Raw genomic sequence first — 24,409 nt, forward strand, 5'->3', positions numbered from 1 at the left:
AAACTCCTGGTGGGATCGAGGGCGGGGGTGAAGGCAGGGGATGATGCGAAGGGGCAAACGGGTGATGGGGGTTAGAAGCCTTGTTTGGCGAGTTCTTCGGCCATGGTATGTTCGACTTTGACCTGCTGCGCGTCTGAGAGGGTGTGCAGGATGTTTTGCAGCGCCTGGGTGCTGGCCATGGCGCGGGCGAAGTCTTCGCGCAATGCCACGATGGCTTTGCGTTCGCCGGATTCCGCGAAACGTCGATAGACGTTGCCCCACTCGCCCCAAGTGGGGGTGAGGTTGATGGTTCGAGCCTGCGATTGGAAATTTTGGGCGGTCATGAGTGAACTCCTAGTCTGAAATCAGAAGCGCTCGAAAGCGGTGATGGTGTCCTGGATGCCCAGGGCTTCGATGGCGACGATCTTCCAGTGCTTGGCGCCGATGCCGCGCAAGCTGTGTTCGATCTGGCGCAGGGGGATGTGGCTGATGTGGGTGGCGTAGCTGCGCACGGCGCGGTACATGAAGCGGCGCATGGTGTCCTTGTCCTGGCCGAGGTTGACCAGTTCGCAGAAAAACTCATCGTCTATGCGATGGCCTCGCACTTCAGCGGCTTCCAGTCGGCTGGCTAGGAGGCGAGCGGCGCGTTGCCAGCCGGTGGCGTTTTCGTCAGGAATGGCCTTCGTGAGAGCCTCGGGTTTAGCCAGCTTGATCTGGCGGGAGTAGGCTTTGAGTGCGCGAACGACGAAACAGGTGGTGGTGCCGAACGGCACTTCGCGCATGGGCTTGCGGCGGATGGCATTGATGATGTTTTCAGCGTGGCACATGATGAATTTCCTGATCGTCGAATTTGAGGTGGCGGCGGGAGGTCGCGGGCTGACCGATGTCGGCCAGCCCGTTACTTCGCTTTAGAACAGGTCGTCATCCATGTTGGCGGGACTGCCTGCCGGGTCGGGTTGATCCAATCCGGTCGAGGCATCGGCGTCCTCGGCTTTATTGCCCTTGTCGAGGAACTGGAGGACGTCGGCGATGATCTGGGTGGAAAAGCGGTCTTCGCCGGTGGCTTTGTCCTGGAATTTGCTGGTCTTCAGACGGCCTTCGATGTAGACGGAGCGGCCCTTGGCGCCGTAATTACCGACGATTTCAGCCAGACGGTTGAAGCAGACGATGCGATGCCATTCGGTTTCTTCGCGGCGTTCGCCCGAGTCTTTATCTTTCCAGCGACTCGTAGTGGCAACAGACAGCGTGGTGGTAGCAGCGCCGGAGGCGTTGTATTTGGTTTCGATGCGGCCGATGTTGCCGATGATTTGGACTTTGTTCAGGGATGCGCTCATGTTCAATCTCCTAGTCGGGTGCCCGGGTGGGCAAGTAGTGCTGCGGTTAAAAATTCAATCGGGTTCAGCTTTGAGGGGTTCGCCGCTTCGTCCTTGAAGATCACGTAGACCCTGTTCGTAGGTTTTGGATTTGGTCTTCAAAGCTGTCCTGCGGTGATTCGCCTTCATCCTCGTTAGTCAGTGAGCCCTTGCCGTCCGTGACCACGCAGCGAGGACCGGAAAGGGAACGTGGAATAAATGGGGGGACCCGCTTGCGGGGGGAAACCGTTTATGCCGCGAAAGTCCCTTGCAGGCCGCAGCACAGTGGTACGGTCGGCGCTTTAGGGCTTACTGACTAACGACGGTGAAGGTCTGCGCGAGAGTGTGTGAAGAGACAAATCCGGCGCGCGCCGAGCGCCCCAAGCCCCGCAGGGGCTCAAATGGCATCCGAAGCGAAGCGCACGGATGCACAGCCGAAGGCTCAAGCAAGCGAAGCGCGCAGCAGATTTGTGCGCATCGAGCAGAACCTGGTGCCAGAAATGAAAATGGCCCCGCGTGGGGCCGAGCTGCTGGCTAGAACAATGTCATCTGGCCTGCGTGCGCCGCTGCCCTTACAGCAAGGGGCATGAGGTTCTGCGCTGGTAACGCCGTAGCTGGCCCGGAATCGCGGGCTGCATCAGAAGTCGGCTTTGCCGCCGCCGCATCCTCTTCGTCGCGCTGGCGAAGCCGAGCGCTCCAGCCCCCCATGATGTGCGCAGGCGTGTACCAATGTTCCCAGGCCTGGCCCGACAGCGCATTGCCGTGTATCACCTGGGCAGGGATGTGCAGCAGCGCCAGCTGCAAGAACGTCATGTGCGCGCAGCGCCGGTCGATGTCGATCGCCACGGCATGCATCGAATTCTGATAGTTCACGCCTGCGTCATTTAGCGTCTGCGCCGCCGCAATAATCATGCTGCCGGCGCCGCAAGCCGGCTCCATCAAGCGGATGAAGCCACGATCAGCAGCCTTCTGTGCAAGTTCCTGGCCATCTCCCATGAGCATCATGCCCATCAGCCGGGACACCTCATAGGGCGTGAAGAACTGGCCGTTGTGAGAGATGCCCATGTCCAGCATCATGAAGGTGCTACCTAGAAGGTCGCCAAATTCGCCGGTGGTCTGGCTCTTCTCGAACGCCATGACCAGATGCGCGAAGGCCTCGGCCAGCTGCTGCGCTTCTTGCTTATCGTATAGGCTCATGATCTGCCGGTAGCGATCCTCGCGCGTATCGGCTTGGCGCAGATCCAGCTTGGCCAGCGCAATCGCCGAGATCTCGATCCAGTCGGACCAAACGCGATCGAGGCCGCGGCTGCGGCCGATGGCCTGCAAGATGCCCAGGATGGCCTTTTGATGGTCACCAGCCGAGTTGAAATACCGCCGCTGCTGCGCCTTGCTCATGATGTGCTCCGTAGTCAGGGCAGAATTGCCCGGACCCGAAGGGGCACGCCGCAGCGCAGCGCTCAAGGGGCGCCGCCGGCGAAGCCGCAAGCGCACGGCGTGCGCGCAGCCCTTGAACGCGAGAACGGTGTGTCACCATGACCGGGAGCAAGACTGCTCTCCCCGTCTGGCTTGCAACGATCGTGTTTGAAATGATGACCAGGGGGGCAAGCGCAGCGCGCAGCGCCGGCAATGCCGGCGCGAAGGCGTCAGCCGAGGAACGAGGGAATGATGGAAGCCCGATAGGGGCGAGACTCGCGGATGCGGGGTACATCGGCGAGGCTCGATGCGAAGCACGACAGCGCGGCCCGGCTCTGCCGGGAGACGCTACGATTGATGTAATCGCCAACAGAATTCCGAAACCTAGAATCAGGAGAGAAATGTGGCAAAAATAAAGACGATCGATTGCACAACTGTCGATGAGCTCTGGGATGAAATCTCACCGATTGGAAAGAATTTTGACGGCGTGCGATCTAGCTACATTTTCAGAGGTCAAAAAGACAGCACCTGGAAGCTAACGCCGAAGGTGTATCGCGAAGATGTACTGAAAAAATATAAGACAGGCATCAATAGTCTAATGACTGATCATCATGGTCAGACAGTCTTTGAATTTTTACTTCTTGAACGCCTAGTCCATTTTTGCGATTCACGAGGACTCGCGATTCCAGGCGATTCAATGGAATTTAGGGATTATTTTCAGCTCGAAAAAATCAGTTCTATACATAGCCATGACAACTTTGCCTGGCCGCAAGATCAGGTTTTGCCCCTCATGGCGTTGGCGCAGCACCACGGCATTCCGACGCGATTGTTAGACTGGACCAGAAATTCGTACGTAGCCGCTTACTTTGCAGCGTTGGATGTGGTCAAAAGTGACCAGATATCTGGCGACGGAAAGCTTGCGATATTTGGCTTCTCATTTAATGATCGCAGGCGAGATGTGGGCTATCGATATGTTCGGGTACCAGGCAGCACGTCAGTAAATCTGGCTGCGCAAACGGGCTCTTTCATTCTTGTTAACAATAGCGGATATCAAGGCCAGGACTTCACATATGGCGTTAGCCTGGAAGATAAGTTTGAAGAGAATCAAGATGCTGGGGAGAGATTGATCAAGCTGACGCTTCCTCAACGACTCGCGGCAGAATTACTGGTTCGATGCAGTAAATTTGGCTTTACTGCCGCTTCGATTTTCCCTGGATACGATGGAGCCGCAAATGCTGTCCTTGAATACTACCTAGCTAATGGATTTAACCAAAGGGAGAACGAGGAAAATTGAATGTAAATTCGAGACTAAATTTTGGATTAGCCCTCTGACAGGGAAATTCTTCCTTGATAGGTGTCGCGCCAGCGGGCGCGACACAAAAGCCATGCTTTTTCCGCTGGCGCAGCCACACTCCCCTCTTCCAGAGTTTCTGCGTAGCAGCTCGATCGGATGGACGCCGGCGGGGGGCCCGCCGCGGCAGGCCCGCGGAAGCGTCAAGGCGATCCCAATCCGAACCACACGCGGCGAGCCAGGCTTGCCAGATCGATATCGCCCAGCGCCACGGCCGCCAGTTCGGTATTGGTCAAGCTTTGTAGAAACTGCACCCGCTCAAGTGCTCGGCGCCGGTCCAACTCCGCTTCGGCCATGGCCGGCCAATTATCTACGGCTGCAATCAATCGAATCCGGTCAATATCTGCCCTGGCCATGCCACGTAGCTGCGCTGCAATGTTGTTCTGCATTTCGGCGGCGGCGCTCATGCTGCAATCCTCATATCAATGCGCTGTCCGAGCCGGGCCACTGCCGCGGCGTGGTATTTCGGATCGAGTTCGATGCCGAGGAAACGTCGGCCAGATTCGCGCGCGGCCAGGCACGTCGAGCCGGATCCGGCGAAGGGATCGAGCACGATGCCTCGCGCCGGCGAGAAGGACTCGACGAGCGGACGCAGGCACTGAACCGGCTTTTGCGTGGGGTGATAGCGATTGCCCGAGTATTGCCAGGGCAACACGTCAGGTAGGGGCGCCGACGGCATGGCCGGCCGGCCCTTGGCGAGCAGGTAGGCCGATTCGTGCTGGTACTTCAGAAAACGTGACGACGAGCTGTAGGTCTTGGCAAAGACCAGGTGACCTACGATCCGAAAGCCGGCCGCGCGCCAAGCGGACATGAATTGGTCGACGGCCTGCCAGCCGTAGAACGAGACGCAGAAGGCGTCCTCGCGCAAGACACGGTGCATTTGCGCGAAGGCCGGGCCCAGCCAGTCGCCGGCGGTGTCATTGGCGATGCTGCGGCCTGAGCGATCCTTGTAATTGACCAGATACGGGGGATCGGTGAGGATGAAATCGACGCTTCCCGCAGGGAAAGTCGGCATGACTTCCAAGCAGTTACCCAGAACGATGCGGCTCATTGGCGGCTCCCTAGCGTACAGCCGCGGCAGGGGATCTGCCTTGCGCTGCACGGGGCATGCGGGCGCAGGACACGCAAAGCGCGGTCAAGGGAACGTGGAATACCGCAGTGCGCGAAGCGCGCGAGGATATGCCGCGAAAGCCCTTGAAAGGGGGAAGGCGGCGAAAATCACTTACGCCGCCTGCAGCCCTATCCGAGCTGGCGGGGGCTGCGACGGTAGGCACCGTGCAGCGTTTTCCAAGCTTTTCAAGAGTTGGGACACGGCGTAGCCGCTCACTTTGGGCGGTAAAAAAATGTGCCTACAAGGGAAGGCATCACCCTTCCCCTGCAGGACAGGCAATTACGACTTGAGTTCGGCCATCCTCTCCGTCAGAGTCCACAGCGCACGATTCAGTGCCGTGTTCTGATCAAGACCGGAAATTGCCCGCGTCGACGTGGGTCGGTTCTTGGCGTTGCGGCCATGCAGGCCGCCGCGCATGATGTTTTCCTGCGCGACATTGAAGGTCGTCCAGAGATCTCGGCCGGTGTCGGCCTGCCGGCGCGGGCGGATAAGCTGCTCGGCCTGAATGGGCACGTGGTCGGCGTTGTCGTAGCGCAGCTGCAGGGCGGCATCCGCGAAGGCCTGGCGCTCCTCGGTCGACAGGGTGAGGCTTTCCATGCGCTCGCGCGATTGGGTGATCAGATCGAAGGATTCGAGGATAACGTTGGCGCCATCGAGGACCTGGTCCTTGATGTTGCCCTTGTGCGGGACGCGGATGTCGTGGAAGGTGTCACCGCAGATCATGCCGTTGGCACAGGCGAACCGAAAGACCCCGGCCAGCATCTGGTAGCTGCTCGCGCCGTTGTGCGAGTTCAGGAGGATGATCTCGTTGGCGGCCTTTTCGTTGATGTGGTTGGCATGGCGAAGGCGGATCATGTTCTTGGTGAAGTCGCGGTGCGCATCGTCACGCACTCGAGCCTGGGCCGCCATGAAGGGCTGAAAGCCCTCCGCCCGCAGGCCGGCCAGGATGTCGCTGGTCGGGATGTAGGCGTACTTGGCAGAGCGGCTTTCGTGGGCGGCATCGGCGAAGATGGAGGGAGCGACTTGGCGCAGTTCGTCGTCGGTCATCGGGCGGTCCTGGCGGAAAGAACGGAAACCGGCACCGAAACGGGAAGCAAGGCGGGAGGGGTACATGAAAGCTCCTGGAGGTTGTGGGTTAGTGCTGCCCGGGCCTGAAGATCGTTAGCCCGATCGTGATCGGCGTTGGTCGCTGGACGTGGTCTTCGCGGTTGTTTGCCGCCGGTCCTGTGAGTCGCCGAGCCCGTGCCGTCCGTGACCAGGGAGCGCTGGCCGGAAAGGGGAACGTGGAATAAATAGCGAGCCAGGCGAGCGGTTTATGCCGCGAAAGCCCCTTGCAGGACGGGGCGTAGTGGTACGGTCGGCGGTTTAGGGCTCGCCGGCGCACAGGCCCGCCGGCATCTCGCCACCAGGCTCAGCTACCCAGGACGGCCCGCGCGGCGAGCGCCCCTGGCCGTAGGCCCAAACTTCTGCCTGCGAAGCGGGCAGTGAAGTCCGATTTCAAGCGCTACACTGCCCAGGCGAAATCGCGCCCTTCCCTACCCCGCAGGAGATGTTTGATGACGTTGGTCCATATCCAAGGCAACACCTGGTTGAACACCGACCTGGTCGCGAAAGTGACGATCGAGAAAAAGGAATCGGGAGGGTTCGGCAGCATCATCTCGCGCGCATTCAGTCCAGCGGGCATCGAACTTGGAGAGTTCACCTCGGAATACGTGACGCAATTTCGGCCCGCGGTTCCGCTCGATCGCCTGCAAGCCAAATATCTTCACGAAGAAATTCGGCGCGCGATCAATGAAAAGCGCGATGTGATTCCCTGGAATGCGCGCAAGCCGACGGTATATTTTTTCCAAGGCGATCAGCTTGACAGGGGGCTGCTGATCAGCAAGATCAAAGCAACGGGCGGCGACTACGCCGTGCGCAAGCTGGAGCCACTGGACGGCCAGCAATTCGTCGCAGATCTCAAGGAAGTCGCCGCATACGGTTGTCTGGCCTTCGATCTGGCGCTCGCAGAGAAGTGGGAGTCTGAGTCGTTGCACACTGGCTTGAGGATCCTCGAAGAGCGTGCCTTGGCGCTGGGTAAGTTTCTGCTCGTGATGGCTGACAATGCCGCTGATCTCGACCACGTCCAGGCCAATGCCAATTTAAGAACACCAGTCAAATGGCTCGGAGCAAATGATTTCCCGCGCCTGGCCTTCAACACGAAGGAAGACGGTACGCGCCTGGAAGCCGCCTAAGTTCCCGAGTTCGAACTGGGAGTGGAGACGATGGAAAACGACTCGCAACCCATCAGCTGGCAGCAAAAGGACGCCTATTCGTGGTTCGGCCCGAAAGGCTGGACAATCTGCCGCGTGTATGTGTTCGGGCAATGGCGGTTTAAACTCTGGCCACCGGCAGACCCGGCGATGCACGTCGGTTGGCGATCTTCGTTTGAGGCCGCGCAGACGCTCTATCGGGAATTCAATGGCCTATGAGTCGGCCTGGCCAGGCGCGGCGAACTACTTGCCCAGCGCCGGTCCCTTGGGTTGGTAAGCGACATTACGTTCTTCCAAGCTCTTCTCCGCTATCTGCCCCACCAGGCCGACTTCACCTTGAGGATAGCGGATCTGCACGTTCTGCCCAGGTCGCAACATCGACATACTTCCAGTCAAATGCGTCCGGTCGTGCCGCACGAGCATGGCGTCGACGTCTTGCATGACCACGCGGGAATCGACGGTTAGAACGCGGCCAGCGTACTGGCTTCCCGGCTCTGCCGGCCTTGCCGATGCCACGTCGAACCCCAAATTTCGCAGTTCAGCTGCGCGGGCCATGTCGACGGCCTCTCTGATGTTGATCATGAGCATGGTCTTGTCACCGACGAACCCGCCTACAGCTTCGTCAGCTCGCCTTTCGATCGCCGCGGCCGTGGTCAACCCGTGGGCCACCAGGGCCTGGATGTCGCTTTTGTCGTGGTCGAGGAAGCGAGCGATTTTGCTCACCGCCAGATCGACCGGAGCCAACACGCGCACGTGCATGTTCGGGAAGCCAAAAGGCACTTCAACCGAATCGATCTCGTAGTCCTCATGCATCAAGGCGAATGTTGAGTTGTAATTCCTATCAAAGTGCAGCAGCTGCGGGATGCCCTTGTCGCTCTTGACCTCGATGTACAGATCTTCGGGAATTTCCAGGCGCCTCGAAAAGTGGGCGTCGATGTCGCCGCTTACCCTGGATGCGGTGTAAAGGTGTATGGCCACGCCACCTGCGATATAGGCAACGACAGGGCTTTGCTGCGGTTGCCGCAGCTGCAGCTCTTCGAACAGCGTCTTCGTTGCCTGAGCAAATGGCGTTTCGGTATGAAAATGCGGCGTGGGTTGCTTGGTGTCAGACATCGACCACTCAATGCATGAGCTTGGATAGCGAGAACTGAAATTGGCTCGGATCACCCACGTGCCCTGCTTTCTGAAGCTGGGCATAGGAAGCCGGTTCACCTGTCAGGTGATGCGTCTCATAGAAGGTTCGATAAGCCTCCCACAATTTTTCCGCACCGCTTGCATACTGACGCCCCAGCACCATGGCCGCGGCACGCCAGACGTCAGCCTCGGTCTTGGAGCGCGGCACAACAGGCTTGCCGGCCGCGGCAAGCGCGCAGCGTTTCAGCAAGTCGGTATCGTGAGTATGCGTTCCCATACCATGCTCCAGATGAACCTATCAGGCGGCAGCGTAGTGACGGACAATGGCCTGCCGAACTCGGAAAAGACGCAGGCATCCAAGCCTCTATTTTACCGAGTAAGCCCCTGAAATACCAGGAGTTACAGGCGTACCACATGCAGCAAAACGCCGGCAGCTGCAACCCTGACCAGTCTATTTGCCGAACTGCGGACCTTTGTGCTGCAGGCCTGCTTCCACGCCCCGCGGCTGCGCCTGGGTAGTCTCGCGGACCAGGCCGACGTCGCCTTGGGGATAGTGAATCTGCAGCGCTTTTCCGACGGCCAGTCCGCCGGCGTCGACCAGGCGGTGCCGCAGGTGCTCGATCGGGCCGTTCGCGGTCGCCTGCAGGACGGCCTTCCCGGTCATGGCCAGGATGACGCCGTCGTACGCTTTGCCCGGTTCAGCAAGTCGAACGGGCCCCAAGTCGAAGGCTGCACGCCGTGCGACCTCAAGGCGGCGTTCCAGATCCAGGGGCTTGATGGCATCGGCCAAGAGTTCGGGCAAGCGCCGGTTCTCTTCGAACCGTGTCGATGAGAAGAGGATCTTGCGCATCGACGCCTCGCTCTGCACGTCGGGCAAGGCGATGTCATTTACGCCGAGGTCGCGTGCGAGATAGAGTTGATCGCGACCATAGGACGTCTTGGTGAACTGAGCCCACTCCAGGGAATAGCCCGACTCTTGAGCCAGCTGGGCGGCAAAGACGCGCAAGGTACGGCTATTGCCGTCCGGGAAGGGATGGATGTAGTCCAGCTGCGTGTAGAGATCGGCCAGACACTTGGCGAAGCTCAGTTGGTCCAGTTGCGCCATGTCCTTGAGGTTGATCGCGCCCAGGATCGCATCGAGCTTGGCAATGGCCGTCTCGTCCATTCGGGAGTACGCGACAAAAGCCGTGGTTTTGACGTTTTCCAGCCAGCGCATCTTGAGCCAGTCGCGGCCATCAGGCACGGGGTCTCGGAACATGCCTGGCGTGACGGCTGTCAGCCCATGGGCGGGCAGGTCCTGGAAGATACGGCGATTGATTTCGCGAAGATGCGCGGCATCGAACTGGCCGCGAACGGGATCGAGCTGCAGCTCGACAATACGTCGTGCTGTGAACTTGGCCTCGAGGGCACTGCGCTCGAGGTCGGTCAGCACCATTACTCGCCCGTGACGAATTCCTGCAGCGTCATCTTGCCGTCGATGAAGGCTTGGCCTCGGCGCTGCTCTTGCTCGGTGACTTCGAAACCCTCGAGCTGAACCGACGCAAAGGCTTCGCTCACGGCGAGCTTGCGGCGCCGGCGTTCTTCATCGCTGATGACAGGATGAGCCAAGGTGATCACGGGTTCGTTCCTTTCGAAATCAACCATGATTTTACCTTCGTCGCCATGCCAAGTCAGCATCATTTCAGTACCACGCTATTGCGCCATTGGTTTAGCCGCTAAACACTGGACTGCTCAGATCCTCATCGGAGGCCACGCGCAGCTTCAAAGAAAGAAGTCTCGTGCTCCATTCCTCATCCGAAAGCTCGCCGTCCGATTGCCGCCAGACCACGATACCTGGAGCTTGAAAACTGCAAAACTCACCTTCTACGGATTTCCAGCCAAAAAGAAACCAGCCAACAACACTGGGAATGACACCGAGGTCTCGCACCACAATCTGGCAGCGCCAGCCAGGGTACCTACCAACAGCGTCAATGCGTTGCTGCAGTCGCGTCGCGCTGCGGTTGCGGCGATTCAGGAGCGACGTGCTGATGATAAGTACGCCAGGCTTGGCGCGTTTCTCGTACAACAAGATTTCGAAGGCTCGCAGCGAAAGTGCATTGAGTTCATCCCGGTCAGCCGGATTTTTGATCGCGCGAAAGTGCTTGGGCTTCACAAAAGGAAGAATGCTGGTGAACCGCCACCAGATCGACTTCAGGATAGGCGTGCTCAGATGGGTGGACCAAGTTTCGAGTGCACTGAGAGGCTTCTCACGTTGGGCAAGCACGCGTAAGCCCTTGTGCTTGTCGAAGCGGCGCACAAGGTGGCGCCAGATCAGGTAGCCCAGCATTAAGAGTACGATTCCTGCCAGAATGGCTGCGAATGGCTGCATGCGAATTATGAAGAGCCAGAATTTGCGCGGCAACAGATCAAGCGGAAGGTAGAACCCGGCACACAGTAGGATGAAGCTTACGCAAACCAAGACCAAAAGAATGAACATCCAACGGGGCATATCGCGCGTCATATTTGTGTCTCTGTCTCGGTTTGGACCATCTGGGTCGGCAAGGTTTCGATGCGATCTGCCAGATAAGTCATTTCGGTCATGTTGAATTGGTCGATGCCATCCCCGGCCTGGGCCATTTTAAGCAGCTATCTAAGGGTTGAATCACAGGACAGGGAGTGTCGCAGTGATAAGCAAGGCCAGGATACCTGCAGCGCAGAGAAATGGCCCGAATGCCTGCCGCTGAGGTGATAATGAATAGTGGGTATCTTCTGGTCTTAGAGTCGTAGATCTCCAGCCCGATGCAAACAGCGACAGGCTGGCCAGGAACACGGCCAGCGCCGCCGTGAGCAGCACACCCTGCAAGCCGACCCAGGCGCCAATGGCGGCGAGCATCTTGGCGTCCCCGGCACCGAACCCTGCCTGCCCTTTTTGGAGTCGACAGATTGCACTGGCGGCGATTATCGTTAGGAACCCAGCTGCGGCTCCAACGCAGGCATCCGTGAACGACGTAAACAGATGCCAGGCGTTCATCTCCAGCCCGAAGATCAAAAGAGGGATCGTCAGGAGGTTGGGGAGAAACCCGCTCAGCTGGTCGACTGCTGCCAGGACGATGAGGACGGCGCCGAACAGATCGACAATGAGTGAGATATCGGTCGCCCCGAACGTCAGCCCGACCAGTAGCAGCATGACGGTTGTCGCGGCAAGAATGACGCAGAAGGGGTTTAGGGATTGCTGGCCTTGAACTGACGACCCAGCTGGCAGCGACGACGACAAGTTCAAGAGCAGGTCTTCGGCGAACGTGGCCACCAGGTGGCCCAAGATCGGCCCAGCCAAAGCCATGACAAGTGCGCCCGGCAGGTTTTGATGGAGTTGTGCAACGACTGTCATGAGGTGATTTTCCTTGGTCTGATGTTCAAGGTTTAGCCGCTAAACTTCATCGGACTGGCTCAGAAGCTTGCCCATGCCCATGCGATCGAGCAGGCCGTCGAAATGCTCCCAGGAATGCACTTTGATGATGAGCTGGGCGGTATCTTTCTTACCCGGCGCGAGGATCACCGCCGTGCCCAGATGATCGGCCATGGCACGCTCGACGCGCTTGTAGTCAGCAGTTTTTTCGTTGGCATTCTTGGGCTTTTTCTTGGCTTTATTCGCCAGCGCGATTTTGTCGCGCACCGCCTTAGCAGCGCCACGGCTAATAGTTTGTTTAGCCGCTAAACTCGCCACTTCCCCCTCGCCTTCCAGTCCTTGATTCGCGGCTAAGCTTCCTTGCTGTAGCACCGCGTCGACCGCTTGAGGATCCTCACGGTAGGCTCGAGCCAACTCGTTGGCCACGGTGACGTCATTCACTCGACCGTCAGTGACTGCCTGCGCGATCGGATCGGGTAGGTGAAGCATCCCGACGTACTGCGAGACATACCCGCGGGTCTTCCCGAGCGTCTTGGCAATTTCTGCCTGCGTCGTCCCCTGCGACAGCTTGCGTCCCATGTAGTCAGCAATCTCGCGGGGGGTCAGATTCTCGCGCTGGATGTTCTCGATGATCTGGTCGTCTTCATCGTGATCGTTATCGATGAAGGCCGGGATCGTATCCTTTTTGGCCCAAAGGGAACCGCGATAGCGTCGCTCACCGTGGTTGACGAAGTACTCCCCGGGGTTGTCGGGATCGTCGCACACAGAGATGGGCGTTTTCACACCGTGCTCGGCAATCGATGCGCCGATCTCGGCGATGCTCTCGGGCGTGAGGCCAGGATTCTCAGCCGTACGCACTTGCGGGCGCAGCTTGATCTTGTCCAACGGGATATCCATCGGGCGGCCGGCTTTTTGGACCGGTTTGCCGAGCATCGAAGCCAGGTCACCCAGGCCGTTTAGATCCAGGCCGGTGGACGAGGTTTTGCTTGAGTGTTTAGCGGCTAAACTCATTGCGCGTCTCCCAAGTTTTCGTTGATCAATCCGAGTTTGTTCAGGATATAGGCGCCCATCTGGCGCATTTCGGTCGCAGCCGCTCGGGCCGACGTCTTGCGGCTCTTCCAAACCGGCTGACCTAACGCCAAGGCATCAGCCACCGAGGAACGGAGCCCCACCTTGAATGGCGTGAGCAGATTCCCATGCGCCTCTTGCACTTGCGCCAGGATCTGTACTTGCCGTGGGTTGCGCAGGTCCACACGGCTTGGCAGGATGCCCAGGAACTGCAGATCAGGATTGATCTCTTTGGCCATTAGGATGATGCCGAGCATGTCCTTGATTCCTTCAATGGAATACACCTCCATCTCCACCGGCGCGATAACTGCATCGGCCGCATGCAACGCGCTGCCTAGGGCAATGCTCAGGCCGGGCGCCGTGTCGATCACGCAAAGATCGTAGGCATCGGAAAGCTTGGCCATCTGTGACGACAAGTTCTCCCGCGCTTGATCCAGTGGCATGTAGATCAGATTCGCAAGCAATCGGTCCGCGACGATCAGGTCTAGCCTGGGGCCGTCAGCCGGTTTAGCGGCTAAACCGATCACCTCGCTCGGACTGAAAAGCTGGCTCGCCGCGATCCCGCAAGCCGCCGCGGTCAGTGACTTGGACAAATTGCCAGTGTCCAGATCGATGGCCAGCACGCGCAGGCCCGACTCGACGCCGTACCAAGCTATATGGGCTGCGGTTGCGGTCTTACCGACACCGCCTTTACCTTGGGCTACGACTGCTGTTTTCATGAATTTCTCCTGTGTGTTTAGCGGCTAAACACCGCCTTGATTCGCCGCCTCTCTCGCCAGGGTTTAGCGGCTAAACATCGCTTTCACTGCTAGATATCTTTGCGATCTTCTGGGGCCTTTAATTCCGGCCATACTTCCCAGTAATCTGTCGGTCGCATTTCCTCTCGCGAAATGCCGAGAGCATTCATCAATTTGATGCAGTCCTCGGCCTTCAGAGGTTTCTTACTTCTCATCATTTTTGAGATAGCGGCCTGAGACACATCAAGCACTTTGGCTAAGTCAGCCTGAGTGCCACCTGCAAGCTGCTGCGCCTTCAATAGCCCTGCGTACGAAGGGCCATGTTGCTTAAGACTGAAATGGAATTTTTTGATCATGGTGGGCTTATTTTATAACTATAGTTATTTTCACACAAGGATCAGGTCGGTTTCCCTAGTTGGGTCTATACAACTTAGGTAATAGCCTTAGGCATGGACCTTATAGCGACAGGCGCTAGGATCAAAGCCCGCCGAATTGAGTTGGGGCTCACCCAACAAAAGTTGGCGCAGAAGGTATCCGCGCTCTCCAGCAACCTCTCTCAGGCCGCCCTAAATAAAATTGAGAAAGGCGGCGCCACTAGTCGCCTCTTCGATATCGCAGAGGCCCTGGAGATATCCGTTCTTCGTCTTGCTTACGCTGACGATATTCCGAAATATGACGGATATTGGCCGTTCAAAATTTCGAGACTAGAAGACTTCGAGCAACTCAAGCCTTCCAAAAAGGAAGAACTCGATCAGCGACTAGCTGACTTCATTGCTGGCGCGCTTTAAGCCCACAGCCCAGACTATTAAACCGACCGCCCCGGCAATCCTGAGCAAGGCTGCTGTGTTGATGTTTTATTCCGAGCCAGGAATAGCCTCGAAATAAACAATCACAAGACAGCTATTCGTCAATATTTCGCAACATAACAACTTTAATAATTGTTAATAAATGTCAATTTATTGACCGTTAAAATTACTTTAGTTATTATTCGAGTCAGCTCTTTAATCACCGAATCGTAAACATGTTCGGCATGCACTTTGTCGCTGCCGTTTGGGGACTCTCCACGCCCGTTGTCGTCGCTCGATGACCTTAGGCGTGTAGAACTGCTGGTCGCCCTGACACAAAAGTCCCAGCAAAAGCCATTGAGAAATCCCCTGCCAACACAGGAGAGGTTTCACGCCAAGGCATTCGTGCGGAGTGCGCCGGCCGCGAGTAGATCGCCGGCGATAAGCCCCTAGGTGTGTTGCAGAGATGCACCGGCGCAATGGTCTTGTATGTTTTGGCCTGCAGGCCGTCGCCAGTCTCATAGGACGCCGCCGCCCAGGCCAGACCTGTTAGTTCACAGGTCTGAAGTAGCCGAAGTTAAGGTCTTCAAGCAAGGAGGTGGTGTGGATTTCGGGAATCCGTCCACGGCACCTTCAACAAGCGCCTCTTCCAACACTGACATGGCGAGTAATGTCGGAGAACACCAGCACCGGAGACCAACGGCGCTGCGGAGTGCAAGTCTCTAAGTCGCCGCCCGCGTCGTGGTATCTCGCTGGCGGCATCCGAATCGGCATTCGCCACCCTACTTTCACTTCAATGTTTAGCGGCTAAACACTTGATGGTTTAGCCGCTAATCATTGCGTCGTGGAGGACCCCAGAGTGCTCCGATTCGAATGCTCAAATCCAAGGAAGGAACCATGCGCCACCCATTGCCGAGCTGGGTTTCATGGAGGGGTCTGATCGTAATCCTGATTGTCTCAATCGCGATGACGTTTGAAATCAGGGGCTACCTTCAACCGCATCCCCAATCACAGCTGCCGAGCATCCAGCTTCAGGTTGGCTCGCAACCAGTACAAGCCGAAGTTGCCCTCACTCCGGAAGAACAAGAACGCGGACTGATGTTCCGCAAGAGTCTGCCAGACAATCAAGGCATGCTCTTCGTCTTTCAGAAACTTCAACCTCAATGCTTCTGGATGCACAACACGCCGCTTCCCCTGTCGATTGCTTTCATGAACGACGGAGGAAAGATCATAAGTATCCAAGACATGGCGCCGGAAACCAACGTCGGTCACTGCTCGGGCAAACCGGTGCGCTATGCGCTGGAAATGCCTCAAGGCTGGTATGCAGCCAAAGGCGTCGAATATGGAAGCGATGTAGCTGGGCTACCCGCGCCATGATTGCGGCAGAGTTCGGCCATCGCCGGCTCCTGAGATAAGGGATCGATTGGTGTAGAAACGGACCATTTTCTATTTGCGCACTGGTCGCCCTTATGTAATTCCTGCTTTTCAACGATGAAACCGAGCGCTGTTTAGCGGCTAAAGCAGCATGTGTTTAGCCGCTAAACATCGTCGCCTTACTCGACGGGAAATCATGAAAGAGTTCAAAACTTACCCCGTCGAGATCGCTCTTGGCGGGGATACCAAAACCTATTCGCCGGCGTTTCAGCAAGAGGAACAGTTTGCCGAAGGCTGGAAGAAGGTGCTTGTGATGTCGCATGGCAAGGCCGTGCTTCGTTGCTTGTGTGCTGGTGAAGGCGAAAAGCGCTTATCGATTCACAGTATTGCGGCAATCGACAAATTCCATCTGGCTCGCTTTCCAGACACCGGCCCCGAACATGCGGAAGACTGTGTGTTCTGGGGAGCTGATCCGAAGGCCTCAGGAATGGGTGCCTACCGCCGCGGCGTGGTCGAAGAGTTGGACGACGGGAATACGAAAATCAAACTCAAGATCGGCCTGCAGCAGCGCTCGACCAAGGCGCCAGAGGATGCGGAGCAATCTGAGGCAAAGTCGGCACAAGCGAACCGCAAGCCTGGCCAGACCAGCATGTCGCTTCTTGGGCTGCTGCATTTCCTCTGGACGCAGGCGGGCTTGAACACATGGTCGCCAGGGAAAGACAAGAGGACGATGGGCCTGGTCCACTATCACCTGCAGCGCGTAGCCACCAGCACTTATGCAGGTCGCATCAAGTTGTCGCAGAACCTCTTGATCGGTGCGCCGGCCGGTGGCAAGCAAGCGGTGGTAAACGAAGCCAAGAGTCGAGCAGCCAGCACTGAGCGCCGCCGCCTGGTCGTGATCGCGCCACTGGCCAAGCATCACGAGGAATCGGAGACGGCGTCGACCTTGCCGATCTCGACCTACCACGGAATTCCGCACCTGCTAATGAGCACGGAAATCTGGGATGTGCTTCAGAAGCGGTTCTCGCGCGAAATCAACGCCTGGCGATCGGGAAACCCTTCGATCGTCATCGTCCAGACGGATCCGCCCAAGTCCTCAGGCGGAAACACGACGGCCCAGGTCGTCGACGTCTCGCTGATGTCGGTATCGCAGGACTGGATCCCCGTCGATTCCAGCTTCGAAGTACTGGTCGCAGAGAAGTTGGTTGCTGAACAACGGCGTTTCGAGAAGCCACTGCGCTTCGATGCCGACGACGTGACATTTCCCGATTTCTGGCTCAAGGATGTCGGGGCTCCGATGCCCATGGAAGTCTGGGGGATGACCTCGGCTGATTACCAGTCGCGTAAGGCCGAGAAGTCGGCCTACTACGACGAAACCTACGGAAAGGACGGCTGGTGGTCCTGGAACGGTGCGATTGGGGACGATCTGCCGGATTTTCCGTCCTCGCTTAGCCAGGCTCCCAACGATCCCGCTATTGGAGGTTCACCATGAAGTCGCAGTCTTCCATGAACCCTCCCGCGCGCTATATCCGAATGGGAAAGGCGCCTGCCTATTTGGGCATGTGCCGTGCGGTATTCAACAAGACTGTTCGTCCTTTTTTAACCGAGCTACCCATCGGCAAACAAGGTATCGCGTTTGATCGTGAACAGCTAGATGAATGGGCAACCTGGTTCCGTCAATCTCATGAGGCACAACAAATTGACAAGCGCAGCTCCGCGGGTAACGATATCCCTCGCAGCGAGCGCCGCCATAGTCTCGGAGCATCAAAACTATGGGGCAAAAAACAATCCCAGGCCTTCTATTCAGGAAAGGCATCTGGCACATCGATAAACAGGTCCGAAACTTTGGACGCCTTTGCGAAAGCACTGGAACGGGCGACCGGCAAGAAGCCGAAGCCTATCTAATCCGGCGCTTAGAAGGAATCCGAAAGGAAACGGTTTTCGGTGTTCGCCAGCGCCGGCTCTGGCGAGAAGCCGCAACCCGATTTCTGGAGGAATACGCACATCAGCCTTCCATAGCCCACAGCGCAATCTTCTTAAAGCAGCTCGACCCCTATATCGGGGATTTGTTCATTCATGAGATCGATGATGAAGCTTTGCAGCCCTATATCGAAGACAGGCGCGAACAGGGCAGAGCGCCGCGGACGATCAACATCGCTTTGCAACGGGTGGTACGGATTTTGAATCTGGCCTCGCGCAAGTGGCGGGATGATCAGAAGCGCCCCTGGCTTGACGCAGTACCGATGATTGAAATGCTTGACGAAAAATCAACGCAACGACTGCCCTACCCGCTGTCATGGGAGGAACAGGCCGTTTTTTTTGCTGAGCTACCAGATCATCTGTCGAAGATGGCCCTGTACAAAGTCAACACCGGCAGCAGAGAGCAGGAAGTCTGCAAACTGAACTGGAATTGGGAGATCCCCGTTCCCGAGTTGAATACCAGCGTTTTTCTCATCCCTGCCAATTTTGGCGGTAGGTCGGAAACTGCTGGGGTGAAGAATCGGGAAGATCGCTTGGTCGTGCTGAACGAGGTGGCTCGTTCCATCATTGAAGGCCAACGAGGTATTGATGAAGACTGGGTGTTCCCTTACGACGGATCGCCTTTGCACAGGATGAACGATACGGCTTGGAAAAATGCCCGCAAAAGAGCCGCCGCACGATGGGAGAAGGAGAAAAGGCAACCCGCGCATTGGGGGTTTGCTCATTTGCGAGTCCACGACCTGAAGCATACATATGGCCGGCGCCTACGGGCTGCCGATGTGCCGGAAGAGGATCGCAAGTCGCTACTGGGGCATACGGACGGTAGCGTTACTTCCCACTATTCATCCGCAGAGCTGGCCAAGTTGATCGATTACTCAAATCGTGTCGCGCTAACGGATACCCGAAGCCCGTCACTGACCATTCTGAAAAGGAGAGCGTGATGAAAAAGTCCCGCAAAAGTCCCGCAAAGAAATAAGGGAGTTAGTGACTACTATCACTAACTCCCTTGGTACTACTGGTCGGGACGGCGGGATTCGAACTCGCGACCCCTTGCACCCCATGCAAGTGCGCTACCAGGCTGCGCTACGCCCCGAAAGAACGAAACTATAGCATAAATTGTGTACGGTACTCAAACGCCAAGGTTCACGAATCCGACTTCGACGCCTGGCCCAGGATATCGGCGATCTGCGTCAGTTCCGCGCGCAGCGCTTGCAGTTCGCCAGGGCTCAGGCGCACCGCGGCATCCGGATCATTCACCGCGGTATCGCCACGCGTGTCACCCAGGCGGTTGCGCGCGCCGCTGATGGTGAAACCCTGTTCGTACAGCAAAGAACGGATACGGCGAATAAGCAGCACCTCATGGTGCTGGTAGTAGCGCCGGTTGCCGCGCCGCTTGACCGGCTTGAGCTGGGTAAATTCCTGCTCCCAATAGCGCAGCACGTGCGGTTTGACGCCGCAAAGATCGCTGACTTCGCCGATCGTGAAATAGCGCTTGGCAGGGATGGGAGGCAGCACGACCTCGATGTTTTCAGGACGGGGCATGGGAAGGATTATGCCTCTTCATCAAGACCGAGTTCGTCCTCGGCGGGTGCCTGCTCGACCACGCTCTTGAGTTTCTGGCTGGCGTGGAAAGTGACCACGCGCCGCGCCGCGATGGGAATGGTCTCGCCCGTCTTGGGGTTGCGACCTGGACGCGGGGGCTTGTCGCGCACCTGAAAGTTGCCAAAGCCCGAGAGCTTGACCGAGTCGCCACGGGCCAGGGCCTCGCGGATTTCTTGGAAGAAAGTATCGACGATGTCCTTGGCTTCACGCTTGTTCAAGCCGACCCGCTCGAAGAGCAGTTCAGCCAGTTCAGCCTTGGTGAGCGTGCGCGGTTCGGCAAGCATTGGATCCCCTATGTTCTTGTATCGACACGTGCTCTGGATCAATCCCGCAGCCGCGCGCCGTGCGCAGCCGACAAGGCCTGCAGCAGGCGCGCCATACATTCGGACACGCGTGCTTCGTCCAGCGTGACTTCAGTGTCTTGCAGCCAGAAGCGGAAGGCAAGGCTTTTCTCGGCTGCGGCCGGGCCGTCCTGGTGCTTCTCGCGCCACACGTCAAACAGGCGTACGTCGCGCACCAGCGCGAGCTTTGCATCGGCCTTGACTGCCTTGGCCACGGCATCCAGAAGCGCCTGGGCCGGTGTCTCGGCCTTGACCCACAAGGCCAGATCACGCAACACCACGGGCTGGCGCGAAATCTCACCCACCGCGGGCATGACGCCGGCCTGCAGCGCGGCGACATCCAGCTCGAACACCACGGGTGCGTGCGCCAGCTCGGCCTGCTGCGCCCAGCGCGGATGCAGCTCGCCTATCCAGCCCACGGCCTGGCCGTCCAACTCGATGCGGGCGCTGCGTCCGGGATGCAGCGCGGGATGCCTGTCAGCCGCGAAGCGCAATTTGTCGGCGCGCGCGCCGAACAGGGCCTGGACGTCCATCTTCACGTCGTAGAAATCGACGTGGCGCGCGGCCTCGCCCCATTGCTCGGCCACGGCCGGACCCCAGGCGGCGCCCGCCAGGCGCATGGGCTGATCCACGCCCGCGACGGACAAGGGGCCGTCGACGACCGAGGCGTCGCGCAGGAACACCCCGCCCAGCTCGAACACGCGCACGCGCGTCTGCTTGCGGTTGGCATTGTGACGGACATTGGCGACCAGACCTGCGATCAGACTCGAACGCATCACCGACATATGGCTGGCGATGGGGTTGAGCAGACGCACGGGGGCATCGTTGCCCGCGTAGTCACGTTCCCAGTCGGCTTGGACGAAGCTGTAGTTGACGACCTCCTGGTAGTCGCGCGCCGCGACCAGGCGGCGCAGCGCGTGCGGACCGCGATGCGTCTCGGGCTCGGCGCGCATCTTGGCACGCGCCATGGGCGGCACGTCGGGAATGCGCTCGAAACCGTGGATGCGGGCCACTTCTTCGATGAGGTCTTCTTCGATGTTGATGTCAAAGCGATAGGACGGCGGCGTGACGATGAAGTCGTCCCCCTCGGGCACGAACGGCAGGCTCAGGCGCGTGAAGATGTCGGCGACTTCCTCGCCCGTGACCGGCACGCCCAGCACACGCCGGCAGCGCGCCAGGCGCATGCGCACGGGCGCTCGCTCGGGCAGCTTGAGCACCTGGTCTTGCAGCGGGCCGGCTTGGCCGCCGCAGATCTGCAGGATCAGCGCGGTGATGCGCTCCAGGTGTTCGGGGATCGTGGCGTAGTCCACGCCGCGCTCGTAGCGGTGGCTGGCTTCAGAGCTGAGCTTGAAGCGGCGCGGCCGTCCGGCGATGGCCTCGGCCCACCAGAAAGCCGCCTCGACGAAGATGTTCCGCGTATCCAGCGTGACCGAGGTGGCCTGGCCGCCCATGATGCCGGCCAGGCTCTCGACTTGGCCGCCGGCGGTGATCACACCTACGGTTTCATCCAGCGCGATGGTCTGGCCGTTGAGCAGTTCCAGGCTTTCGCCCGTGCGGCCCCAGCGCACCTCCAGTTCGCCCGGCACCTTGTCCAGGTCGAACACATGGGTGGGACGGCCCAGCTCCAGCATGACGTAGTTGGAAATGTCCACCAGGGCTGAGATCGAGCGCATGCCAGCCCGCTCCAGGCGCGTCTTCATCCAGTCGGGCGTCGCCGCGCGGGCGTTGACGCCGCGGATCACGCGGCCGGCGAAACGCCCGCACAGATCGGGAGCACTCACCTTCACGGGCAGGCGGTCGCCGATGGCGACCGCCACCGGCGCCATCTCGGGCAAGTGCATGGTCGCGCCGGTGAGCGCGACCACTTCGCGCGCCACACCCATGATGGACAGGCAATCGGCGCGGTTGGGCGTGAGCTTGAGGGTGAAGACCATGTCTTCCAGGTCGAGCGCCTGGCGGATGTCGGTACCCGGCTCGATCGATTCGGGCAGGACCATCAGGCCGCTATGGTCCTGCGACATGCCCAGCTCGCGGGCCGAGCACAACATGCCGAAGGACTCGACGCCGCGCATCTTGGCCTTGCCAATCTTCATGTCGCCAGGCAGCCGGGCGCCGATGCGCGCCAGCGGCACGGTGATGCCGGCCGCCGCGTTGGGCGCACCGCAGACGATCTGCAGGAGCTCGCCCGAACCGTCGTCGACCTTGCACACGCGCAGTTTGTCAGCGTCCGGATGCGGCGCGATTTCTTCAATGCGTGCCACCACCACACCGGAGAACGGCGGCACAGCGGGCTGAAGGTCGTCGACCTCCAGGCCGGCCATGGTGAGCTTGTGCGCGAGCTCATCGGTGGACAAATTGGGGTCGACCAGCGCACGCAGCCAGGATTCGGGAAATTGCATATCAGCTCCGCCGGGCCGCCCCAAGGGGCTGATGCGCCCCCGCGGGGGGCAGTGAACGCAGTGAACGTAGGGGTCTCATATTCCGCTCTTTATTCGTTGAACTGGCGCAGAAAGCGCAGGTCGCCTTCGTAGAACTGGCGCAGGTCGTTGACGCCGTAGCGCAGCATGGTCAGGCGCTCCAGGCCCGAGCCGAAGGCAAAACCGATATAGCGCTCGGGATCGAGCCCGAAATTGCGCACCACTTGCGGATGCACCTGGCCCGAGCCCGAGATCTCCAGCCAGCGGCCCTTGTTGGGGCCAGACGTGAACATCATGTCGATCTCGGCCGAAGGTTCCGTGAAGGGAAAGAAAGACGGGCGAAAGCGCACCACCAGATCGTCGCTTTCGAAAAAGCAGCGCAGGAAATCGGTGTACACACCCTTCAGGTCGGCGAACGAGATGTCCTCGGCTATCCACAGGCCTTCGACCTGGTGGAACATGGGTGAGTGCGTGGCATCGCTGTCGACGCGATAGGTGCGGCCCGGCGCGATGACCTTGATCGGCGGATGGTCCTTGTGCATGCGCGCATAGCGCACTTGCATGGGGCTGGTGTGCGTGCGCAGAAGCAGCGGCTGGCCGTCGCTGCCGTTCATATCGACGTAGAAGGTGTCCTGCATCGAGCGTGCGGGATGGTCCGGCGGACTGTTCAATGCAGTGAAGTTGGTCCAGTCGTTCTCGATCTCGGGGCCGCTGGCCACGTCGAAACCGATGGAGCGAAATATCTGCTCGACCCGTTCCCAGGTGCGGATCACCGGGTGGATGCCGCCGGGAAGCCTGCCGCGGCCGGGCAGCGTGACGTCGATGGTCTCGAAGGCCAGACGCGCATCGAGCTCGGCCTGCGCCAAACCGGCGCGGCGCTCATTGAGCAAGGCTTCGATCCTCTGCTTGGCCTGGTTGATGCGTGCGCCCGTGTCGCGCTTATCTTGCGCGGACAACGCGCCCAGGCCCTTGAGCAGCACCGTCAAAGCGCCCTCCTTGCCCAGGAAACGCGCTTTGGCGTTTTCCAGCGCGGTGCCGTCCTTGGCCTGCGCGAAATTTTCTTCAGCCTGGGCAACCAGGTCGTCCAGCGATGTACTCATGAGCGTCGCACAACTTGTCGGAGCTATGGGCAGGGTCTTGGCGGACCCCGAAAATACAAATGGGGCTGGAGATCGACCCCAGCCCCATCTGAGGCGCGGTGCGCGATCAGGCGCACCGGTTTATTGCTTGCCTTTGAGGCTTACGCGCCCAGAGCGGCCCTGACCTGTTGCACGATGGCGGCAAAGCCGGCCTTGTCGCGCACGGCCAGGTCGGCCAGCACCTTGCGATCGAGTTCGATCGCGGCCTTTTTCAGGCCGGCGATGAACACGCTGTAGCTCATGCCCTGTTCACGCACGGCGGCGTTGATACGGGTGATCCACAGGGCGCGGAAGGTGCGCTTCTTGTTGCGGCGATCGCGGTAGGCATATTGGCCGGCACGCATGACCGCCTGCTTGGCGATACGAAATACATTGCCGCGGCGGCCACGATAGCCCTTGGCGGCGTTGATGACTTTCTTGTGACGGGCACGGGCGGTAACACCACGTTTAACGCGAGGCATGGTGGTCTCCTATCAAGCGTAAGGCATCATCGCGCGCACGGACGCGACGTTGGTTTCATGAACAGCGGCCGAGCCACGCAGCTGGCGCTTGTTCTTGGTGGTCTTCTTGGTCAGGATGTGGCGCTTGAACGCCTGACCGCGCTTGATCGATCCGCTGCCGCGAACCTGAAAGCGCTTGGAAGCGCTTTTCTTGGTTTTCATCTTGGGCATGATGATTCCTGCTTTCCAGTTGAATTACCCTTCGGGCCGCATCGGCGGCCGTGGGGTCGGTGAATTCGTGGTCGGGTGCCCCGGCTTGTTACGCCCGGAACTTGCGGCTGGCAGCTCTCCGCCGGAAGGGTTTCTCAACCGGCTTTTCCACATGCCTGACCCGCGCCACATCGCAATTTCCCGGCACAAATCCGGGAAAGCCTTTGATTATATGGCAAAAAACCATCGAAAGACAATCCCGCCGGTTGTACCCGCCCTGCTTTGTGACGAAAAAGATGCCTCACCGTAAATTTTACGACTACGACGCTGGAAGTCCTG

Annotated in this window: 31 protein-coding genes and 1 tRNA gene; 9 read left to right on the forward strand and 23 right to left on the reverse strand. The window is 58.9% G+C overall.

From position 1 onward, the window contains the following. Positions 1 to 71: 71 nt before the first annotated feature. The 4 genes from H143_RS0118435 to H143_RS21145 form a co-directional block, all read right to left on the reverse strand. On the reverse strand, positions 72 to 323 hold the full coding sequence (locus H143_RS0118435; protein WP_019939745.1) for a hypothetical protein: 252 nt from the start codon (positions 321 to 323) through the stop codon (positions 72 to 74). Positions 324 to 344: 21 nt separating this feature from the next. Next, positions 345 to 806, reverse strand: coding sequence for a hypothetical protein (locus H143_RS0118440; RefSeq protein ID WP_019939746.1), 462 nt, complete (start codon positions 804 to 806; stop codon positions 345 to 347). Positions 807 to 887: 81 nt separating this feature from the next. Next, a complete protein-coding gene (ssb, locus tag H143_RS0118450; protein WP_019939747.1) occupies positions 888 to 1,313 on the reverse strand; it encodes a single-stranded DNA-binding protein in 426 nt (141 codons plus the stop codon). A gap of 552 nt (positions 1,314 to 1,865) precedes the next feature. Next, positions 1,866 to 2,726: an N-6 DNA methylase gene (locus tag H143_RS21145; RefSeq protein WP_019939748.1), complete on the reverse strand. Its 861-nt coding sequence runs from the start codon at positions 2,724 to 2,726 to the stop codon at positions 1,866 to 1,868. A 421-nt stretch (positions 2,727 to 3,147) separates the two neighbouring features. Here H143_RS21145 and H143_RS0118460 point away from each other — a divergent pair, with 421 nt between their 5' ends. Next, positions 3,148 to 4,038, forward strand: coding sequence for an FRG domain-containing protein (locus tag H143_RS0118460; protein ID WP_026350221.1), 891 nt, complete (start codon positions 3,148 to 3,150; stop codon positions 4,036 to 4,038). A gap of 200 nt (positions 4,039 to 4,238) precedes the next feature. Here H143_RS0118460 and H143_RS0118465 read toward each other — a convergent pair whose 3' ends face one another. The 3 genes from H143_RS0118465 to H143_RS0118475 all read right to left on the reverse strand — a co-directional run bounded on the left by H143_RS0118465 (position 4,239) and on the right by H143_RS0118475 (position 6,319). Further along, positions 4,239 to 4,502, reverse strand: a complete 264-nt coding sequence (locus H143_RS0118465) for a hypothetical protein (RefSeq protein ID WP_019939750.1) — start codon at positions 4,500 to 4,502, stop codon at positions 4,239 to 4,241. Beyond that, positions 4,499 to 5,146 (reverse strand): DNA methyltransferase, encoded by a 648-nt coding sequence (locus H143_RS0118470; RefSeq protein ID WP_019939751.1) that lies wholly within the window; start codon positions 5,144 to 5,146, stop codon positions 4,499 to 4,501. The genes H143_RS0118465 and H143_RS0118470 overlap by 4 nt, the downstream gene beginning before the upstream one ends. A gap of 339 nt (positions 5,147 to 5,485) precedes the next feature. Beyond that, positions 5,486 to 6,319, reverse strand: a complete 834-nt coding sequence (locus H143_RS0118475) for a DUF932 domain-containing protein (protein WP_019939752.1) — start codon at positions 6,317 to 6,319, stop codon at positions 5,486 to 5,488. A 443-nt stretch (positions 6,320 to 6,762) separates the two neighbouring features. On the opposite strand from H143_RS0118475, the gene H143_RS0118480 reads away from it, so the two are divergent. Then, positions 6,763 to 7,440, forward strand: coding sequence for a hypothetical protein (locus H143_RS0118480; RefSeq protein WP_019939753.1), 678 nt, complete (start codon positions 6,763 to 6,765; stop codon positions 7,438 to 7,440). Between the two features lie 30 nt (positions 7,441 to 7,470). Then, positions 7,471 to 7,677 carry a hypothetical protein gene (locus tag H143_RS0118485; RefSeq protein ID WP_019939754.1) on the forward strand — a complete coding sequence of 69 codons (207 nt, stop codon included), beginning with the start codon at positions 7,471 to 7,473 and terminating at the stop codon, positions 7,675 to 7,677. A 24-nt stretch (positions 7,678 to 7,701) separates the two neighbouring features. Here H143_RS0118485 and H143_RS21150 read toward each other — a convergent pair whose 3' ends face one another. From H143_RS21150 to H143_RS0118535, 9 genes are all read right to left on the reverse strand, one after another. Beyond that, the gene (locus tag H143_RS21150; RefSeq protein ID WP_019939755.1) at positions 7,702 to 8,571 is read right to left on the reverse strand and encodes a DUF6036 family nucleotidyltransferase; all 870 of its coding nucleotides are present in this window, start codon (positions 8,569 to 8,571) and stop codon (positions 7,702 to 7,704) included. 7 nt (positions 8,572 to 8,578) lie between these two features. After that, the gene (locus H143_RS0118495; RefSeq protein ID WP_019939756.1) at positions 8,579 to 8,869 is read right to left on the reverse strand and encodes a hypothetical protein; all 291 of its coding nucleotides are present in this window, start codon (positions 8,867 to 8,869) and stop codon (positions 8,579 to 8,581) included. Between the two features lie 174 nt (positions 8,870 to 9,043). Further along, positions 9,044 to 10,027 carry a Fic family protein gene (locus H143_RS21155; protein ID WP_019939757.1) on the reverse strand — a complete coding sequence of 328 codons (984 nt, stop codon included), beginning with the start codon at positions 10,025 to 10,027 and terminating at the stop codon, positions 9,044 to 9,046. Beyond that, positions 10,027 to 10,236 (reverse strand): antitoxin VbhA family protein, encoded by a 210-nt coding sequence (locus H143_RS0118505; RefSeq protein WP_051094516.1) that lies wholly within the window; start codon positions 10,234 to 10,236, stop codon positions 10,027 to 10,029. Before H143_RS0118505 ends, H143_RS21155 begins: the two co-directional genes overlap by 1 nt. 64 nt (positions 10,237 to 10,300) lie before the next feature. Further along, positions 10,301 to 11,092 carry a hypothetical protein gene (locus tag H143_RS0118510; protein WP_019939759.1) on the reverse strand — a complete coding sequence of 264 codons (792 nt, stop codon included), beginning with the start codon at positions 11,090 to 11,092 and terminating at the stop codon, positions 10,301 to 10,303. Between the two features lie 141 nt (positions 11,093 to 11,233). Further along, positions 11,234 to 11,959, reverse strand: a complete 726-nt coding sequence (locus H143_RS21765) for an A24 family peptidase (RefSeq protein ID WP_019939761.1) — start codon at positions 11,957 to 11,959, stop codon at positions 11,234 to 11,236. Positions 11,960 to 11,998: 39 nt separating this feature from the next. Further along, positions 11,999 to 12,988 (reverse strand): ParB/RepB/Spo0J family partition protein, encoded by a 990-nt coding sequence (locus H143_RS21165; RefSeq protein ID WP_019939762.1) that lies wholly within the window; start codon positions 12,986 to 12,988, stop codon positions 11,999 to 12,001. Next, a complete protein-coding gene (locus H143_RS0118530) occupies positions 12,985 to 13,764 on the reverse strand; it encodes a ParA family protein (protein ID WP_019939763.1) in 780 nt (259 codons plus the stop codon). Before H143_RS0118530 ends, H143_RS21165 begins: the two co-directional genes overlap by 4 nt. Before the next feature lie 89 nt (positions 13,765 to 13,853). Further along, a complete protein-coding gene (locus tag H143_RS0118535) occupies positions 13,854 to 14,138 on the reverse strand; it encodes a helix-turn-helix domain-containing protein (protein ID WP_019939764.1) in 285 nt (94 codons plus the stop codon). A 93-nt stretch (positions 14,139 to 14,231) separates the two neighbouring features. Between H143_RS0118535 and H143_RS21170 the strand changes: the two genes are divergently transcribed. From H143_RS21170 to H143_RS0118555, 5 genes are all read left to right on the forward strand, one after another. Further along, on the forward strand, positions 14,232 to 14,570 hold the full coding sequence (locus H143_RS21170) for a helix-turn-helix domain-containing protein (protein ID WP_019939765.1): 339 nt from the start codon (positions 14,232 to 14,234) through the stop codon (positions 14,568 to 14,570). An 870-nt stretch (positions 14,571 to 15,440) separates the two neighbouring features. Further along, on the forward strand, positions 15,441 to 15,944 hold the full coding sequence (locus H143_RS0118545; RefSeq protein ID WP_033365671.1) for a DUF192 domain-containing protein: 504 nt from the start codon (positions 15,441 to 15,443) through the stop codon (positions 15,942 to 15,944). 193 nt (positions 15,945 to 16,137) lie between these two features. Further along, positions 16,138 to 17,433, forward strand: coding sequence for a DUF1173 family protein (locus tag H143_RS0118550; protein ID WP_019939768.1), 1,296 nt, complete (start codon positions 16,138 to 16,140; stop codon positions 17,431 to 17,433). Further along, positions 17,430 to 17,846 (forward strand): hypothetical protein, encoded by a 417-nt coding sequence (locus H143_RS23080; RefSeq protein WP_231378523.1) that lies wholly within the window; start codon positions 17,430 to 17,432, stop codon positions 17,844 to 17,846. The genes H143_RS0118550 and H143_RS23080 overlap by 4 nt, the downstream gene beginning before the upstream one ends. Further along, positions 17,765 to 18,862 (forward strand): tyrosine-type recombinase/integrase, encoded by a 1,098-nt coding sequence (locus tag H143_RS0118555; protein WP_231378576.1) that lies wholly within the window; start codon positions 17,765 to 17,767, stop codon positions 18,860 to 18,862. The genes H143_RS23080 and H143_RS0118555 overlap by 82 nt, the downstream gene beginning before the upstream one ends. A 75-nt stretch (positions 18,863 to 18,937) precedes the next feature. Here the strand turns inward: H143_RS0118555 and H143_RS0118560 are convergent. From H143_RS0118560 to rpmI, 7 genes are all read right to left on the reverse strand, one after another. Continuing rightward, positions 18,938 to 19,014 (reverse strand) — tRNA-Pro (locus tag H143_RS0118560). A gap of 50 nt (positions 19,015 to 19,064) precedes the next feature. Continuing rightward, positions 19,065 to 19,463: a MerR family transcriptional regulator gene (locus H143_RS0118565; protein ID WP_019939770.1), complete on the reverse strand. Its 399-nt coding sequence runs from the start codon at positions 19,461 to 19,463 to the stop codon at positions 19,065 to 19,067. Between the two features lie 8 nt (positions 19,464 to 19,471). Next, positions 19,472 to 19,819: an integration host factor subunit alpha gene (locus tag H143_RS0118570; RefSeq protein WP_026350225.1), complete on the reverse strand. Its 348-nt coding sequence runs from the start codon at positions 19,817 to 19,819 to the stop codon at positions 19,472 to 19,474. Between the two features lie 26 nt (positions 19,820 to 19,845). Continuing rightward, positions 19,846 to 22,263 (reverse strand): phenylalanine--tRNA ligase subunit beta, encoded by a 2,418-nt coding sequence (pheT, locus tag H143_RS0118575; protein ID WP_019939772.1) that lies wholly within the window; start codon positions 22,261 to 22,263, stop codon positions 19,846 to 19,848. An 89-nt stretch (positions 22,264 to 22,352) separates the two neighbouring features. Beyond that, on the reverse strand, positions 22,353 to 23,381 hold the full coding sequence (pheS, locus tag H143_RS0118580; RefSeq protein WP_019939773.1) for a phenylalanine--tRNA ligase subunit alpha: 1,029 nt from the start codon (positions 23,379 to 23,381) through the stop codon (positions 22,353 to 22,355). 140 nt (positions 23,382 to 23,521) lie between these two features. Next, positions 23,522 to 23,881, reverse strand: coding sequence for a 50S ribosomal protein L20 (rplT, locus tag H143_RS0118585; protein ID WP_019939774.1), 360 nt, complete (start codon positions 23,879 to 23,881; stop codon positions 23,522 to 23,524). Between the two features lie 12 nt (positions 23,882 to 23,893). Continuing rightward, the gene (gene rpmI, locus H143_RS0118590; protein ID WP_019939775.1) at positions 23,894 to 24,091 is read right to left on the reverse strand and encodes a 50S ribosomal protein L35; all 198 of its coding nucleotides are present in this window, start codon (positions 24,089 to 24,091) and stop codon (positions 23,894 to 23,896) included. Between rpmI and H143_RS22610 the strand changes: the two genes are divergently transcribed. Continuing rightward, the gene (locus H143_RS22610) at positions 24,090 to 24,380 is read left to right on the forward strand and encodes a hypothetical protein (RefSeq protein ID WP_231378524.1); all 291 of its coding nucleotides are present in this window, start codon (positions 24,090 to 24,092) and stop codon (positions 24,378 to 24,380) included. The two genes, rpmI and H143_RS22610, sit on opposite strands and share 2 nt — an antisense overlap. The last annotated feature ends 29 nt before the right edge of the window (positions 24,381 to 24,409 follow it).

Origin of the sequence: Bordetella sp. FB-8 (assembly GCF_000382185.1) — a bacterium.
GTDB lineage: Bacteria > Pseudomonadota > Gammaproteobacteria > Burkholderiales > Burkholderiaceae_B > Bordetella.

Excerpts from the sequence above, each read along its gene's own strand:
- H143_RS0118435 (WP_019939745.1), bottom strand. The coding sequence starts at position 323 with ATGACCGCCCAAAATTTCCAATCGCAGGCTCGAACCATCAACCTCACC.
- H143_RS0118440 (WP_019939746.1), bottom strand. The coding sequence starts at position 806 with ATGTGCCACGCTGAAAACATCATCAATGCCATCCGCCGCAAGCCCATG.
- ssb (WP_019939747.1), bottom strand. The coding sequence starts at position 1,313 with ATGAGCGCATCCCTGAACAAAGTCCAAATCATCGGCAACATCGGCCGC.
- H143_RS21145 (WP_019939748.1), bottom strand. The coding sequence starts at position 2,726 with ATGAGCAAGGCGCAGCAGCGGCGGTATTTCAACTCGGCTGGTGACCAT.
- H143_RS0118465 (WP_019939750.1), bottom strand. The coding sequence starts at position 4,502 with ATGAGCGCCGCCGCCGAAATGCAGAACAACATTGCAGCGCAGCTACGT.
- H143_RS0118470 (WP_019939751.1), bottom strand. The coding sequence starts at position 5,146 with ATGAGCCGCATCGTTCTGGGTAACTGCTTGGAAGTCATGCCGACTTTC.
- H143_RS0118475 (WP_019939752.1), bottom strand. The coding sequence starts at position 6,319 with ATGTACCCCTCCCGCCTTGCTTCCCGTTTCGGTGCCGGTTTCCGTTCT.
- H143_RS0118480 (WP_019939753.1), top strand. The coding sequence starts at position 6,763 with ATGACGTTGGTCCATATCCAAGGCAACACCTGGTTGAACACCGACCTG.
- H143_RS0118485 (WP_019939754.1), top strand. The coding sequence starts at position 7,471 with ATGGAAAACGACTCGCAACCCATCAGCTGGCAGCAAAAGGACGCCTAT.
- H143_RS21150 (WP_019939755.1), bottom strand. The coding sequence starts at position 8,571 with ATGTCTGACACCAAGCAACCCACGCCGCATTTTCATACCGAAACGCCA.
- H143_RS0118495 (WP_019939756.1), bottom strand. The coding sequence starts at position 8,869 with ATGGGAACGCATACTCACGATACCGACTTGCTGAAACGCTGCGCGCTT.
- H143_RS21155 (WP_019939757.1), bottom strand. The coding sequence starts at position 10,027 with ATGGTGCTGACCGACCTCGAGCGCAGTGCCCTCGAGGCCAAGTTCACA.
- H143_RS0118505 (WP_051094516.1), bottom strand. The coding sequence starts at position 10,236 with ATGGTTGATTTCGAAAGGAACGAACCCGTGATCACCTTGGCTCATCCT.
- H143_RS0118510 (WP_019939759.1), bottom strand. The coding sequence starts at position 11,092 with ATGACGCGCGATATGCCCCGTTGGATGTTCATTCTTTTGGTCTTGGTT.
- H143_RS21765 (WP_019939761.1), bottom strand. The coding sequence starts at position 11,959 with ATGACAGTCGTTGCACAACTCCATCAAAACCTGCCGGGCGCACTTGTC.
- H143_RS21165 (WP_019939762.1), bottom strand. The coding sequence starts at position 12,988 with ATGAGTTTAGCCGCTAAACACTCAAGCAAAACCTCGTCCACCGGCCTG.
- H143_RS0118530 (WP_019939763.1), bottom strand. The coding sequence starts at position 13,764 with ATGAAAACAGCAGTCGTAGCCCAAGGTAAAGGCGGTGTCGGTAAGACC.
- H143_RS0118535 (WP_019939764.1), bottom strand. The coding sequence starts at position 14,138 with ATGATCAAAAAATTCCATTTCAGTCTTAAGCAACATGGCCCTTCGTAC.
- H143_RS21170 (WP_019939765.1), top strand. The coding sequence starts at position 14,232 with ATGGACCTTATAGCGACAGGCGCTAGGATCAAAGCCCGCCGAATTGAG.
- H143_RS0118545 (WP_033365671.1), top strand. The coding sequence starts at position 15,441 with ATGCTCAAATCCAAGGAAGGAACCATGCGCCACCCATTGCCGAGCTGG.
- H143_RS0118550 (WP_019939768.1), top strand. The coding sequence starts at position 16,138 with ATGAAAGAGTTCAAAACTTACCCCGTCGAGATCGCTCTTGGCGGGGAT.
- H143_RS23080 (WP_231378523.1), top strand. The coding sequence starts at position 17,430 with ATGAAGTCGCAGTCTTCCATGAACCCTCCCGCGCGCTATATCCGAATG.
- H143_RS0118565 (WP_019939770.1), bottom strand. The coding sequence starts at position 19,463 with ATGCCCCGTCCTGAAAACATCGAGGTCGTGCTGCCTCCCATCCCTGCC.
- pheT (WP_019939772.1), bottom strand. The coding sequence starts at position 22,263 with ATGCAATTTCCCGAATCCTGGCTGCGTGCGCTGGTCGACCCCAATTTG.
- pheS (WP_019939773.1), bottom strand. The coding sequence starts at position 23,381 with ATGAGTACATCGCTGGACGACCTGGTTGCCCAGGCTGAAGAAAATTTC.
- rplT (WP_019939774.1), bottom strand. The coding sequence starts at position 23,881 with ATGCCTCGCGTTAAACGTGGTGTTACCGCCCGTGCCCGTCACAAGAAA.
- H143_RS22610 (WP_231378524.1), top strand. The coding sequence starts at position 24,090 with ATGATGATTCCTGCTTTCCAGTTGAATTACCCTTCGGGCCGCATCGGC.
- rpmI (WP_019939775.1), bottom strand. The coding sequence starts at position 24,091 with ATGCCCAAGATGAAAACCAAGAAAAGCGCTTCCAAGCGCTTTCAGGTT.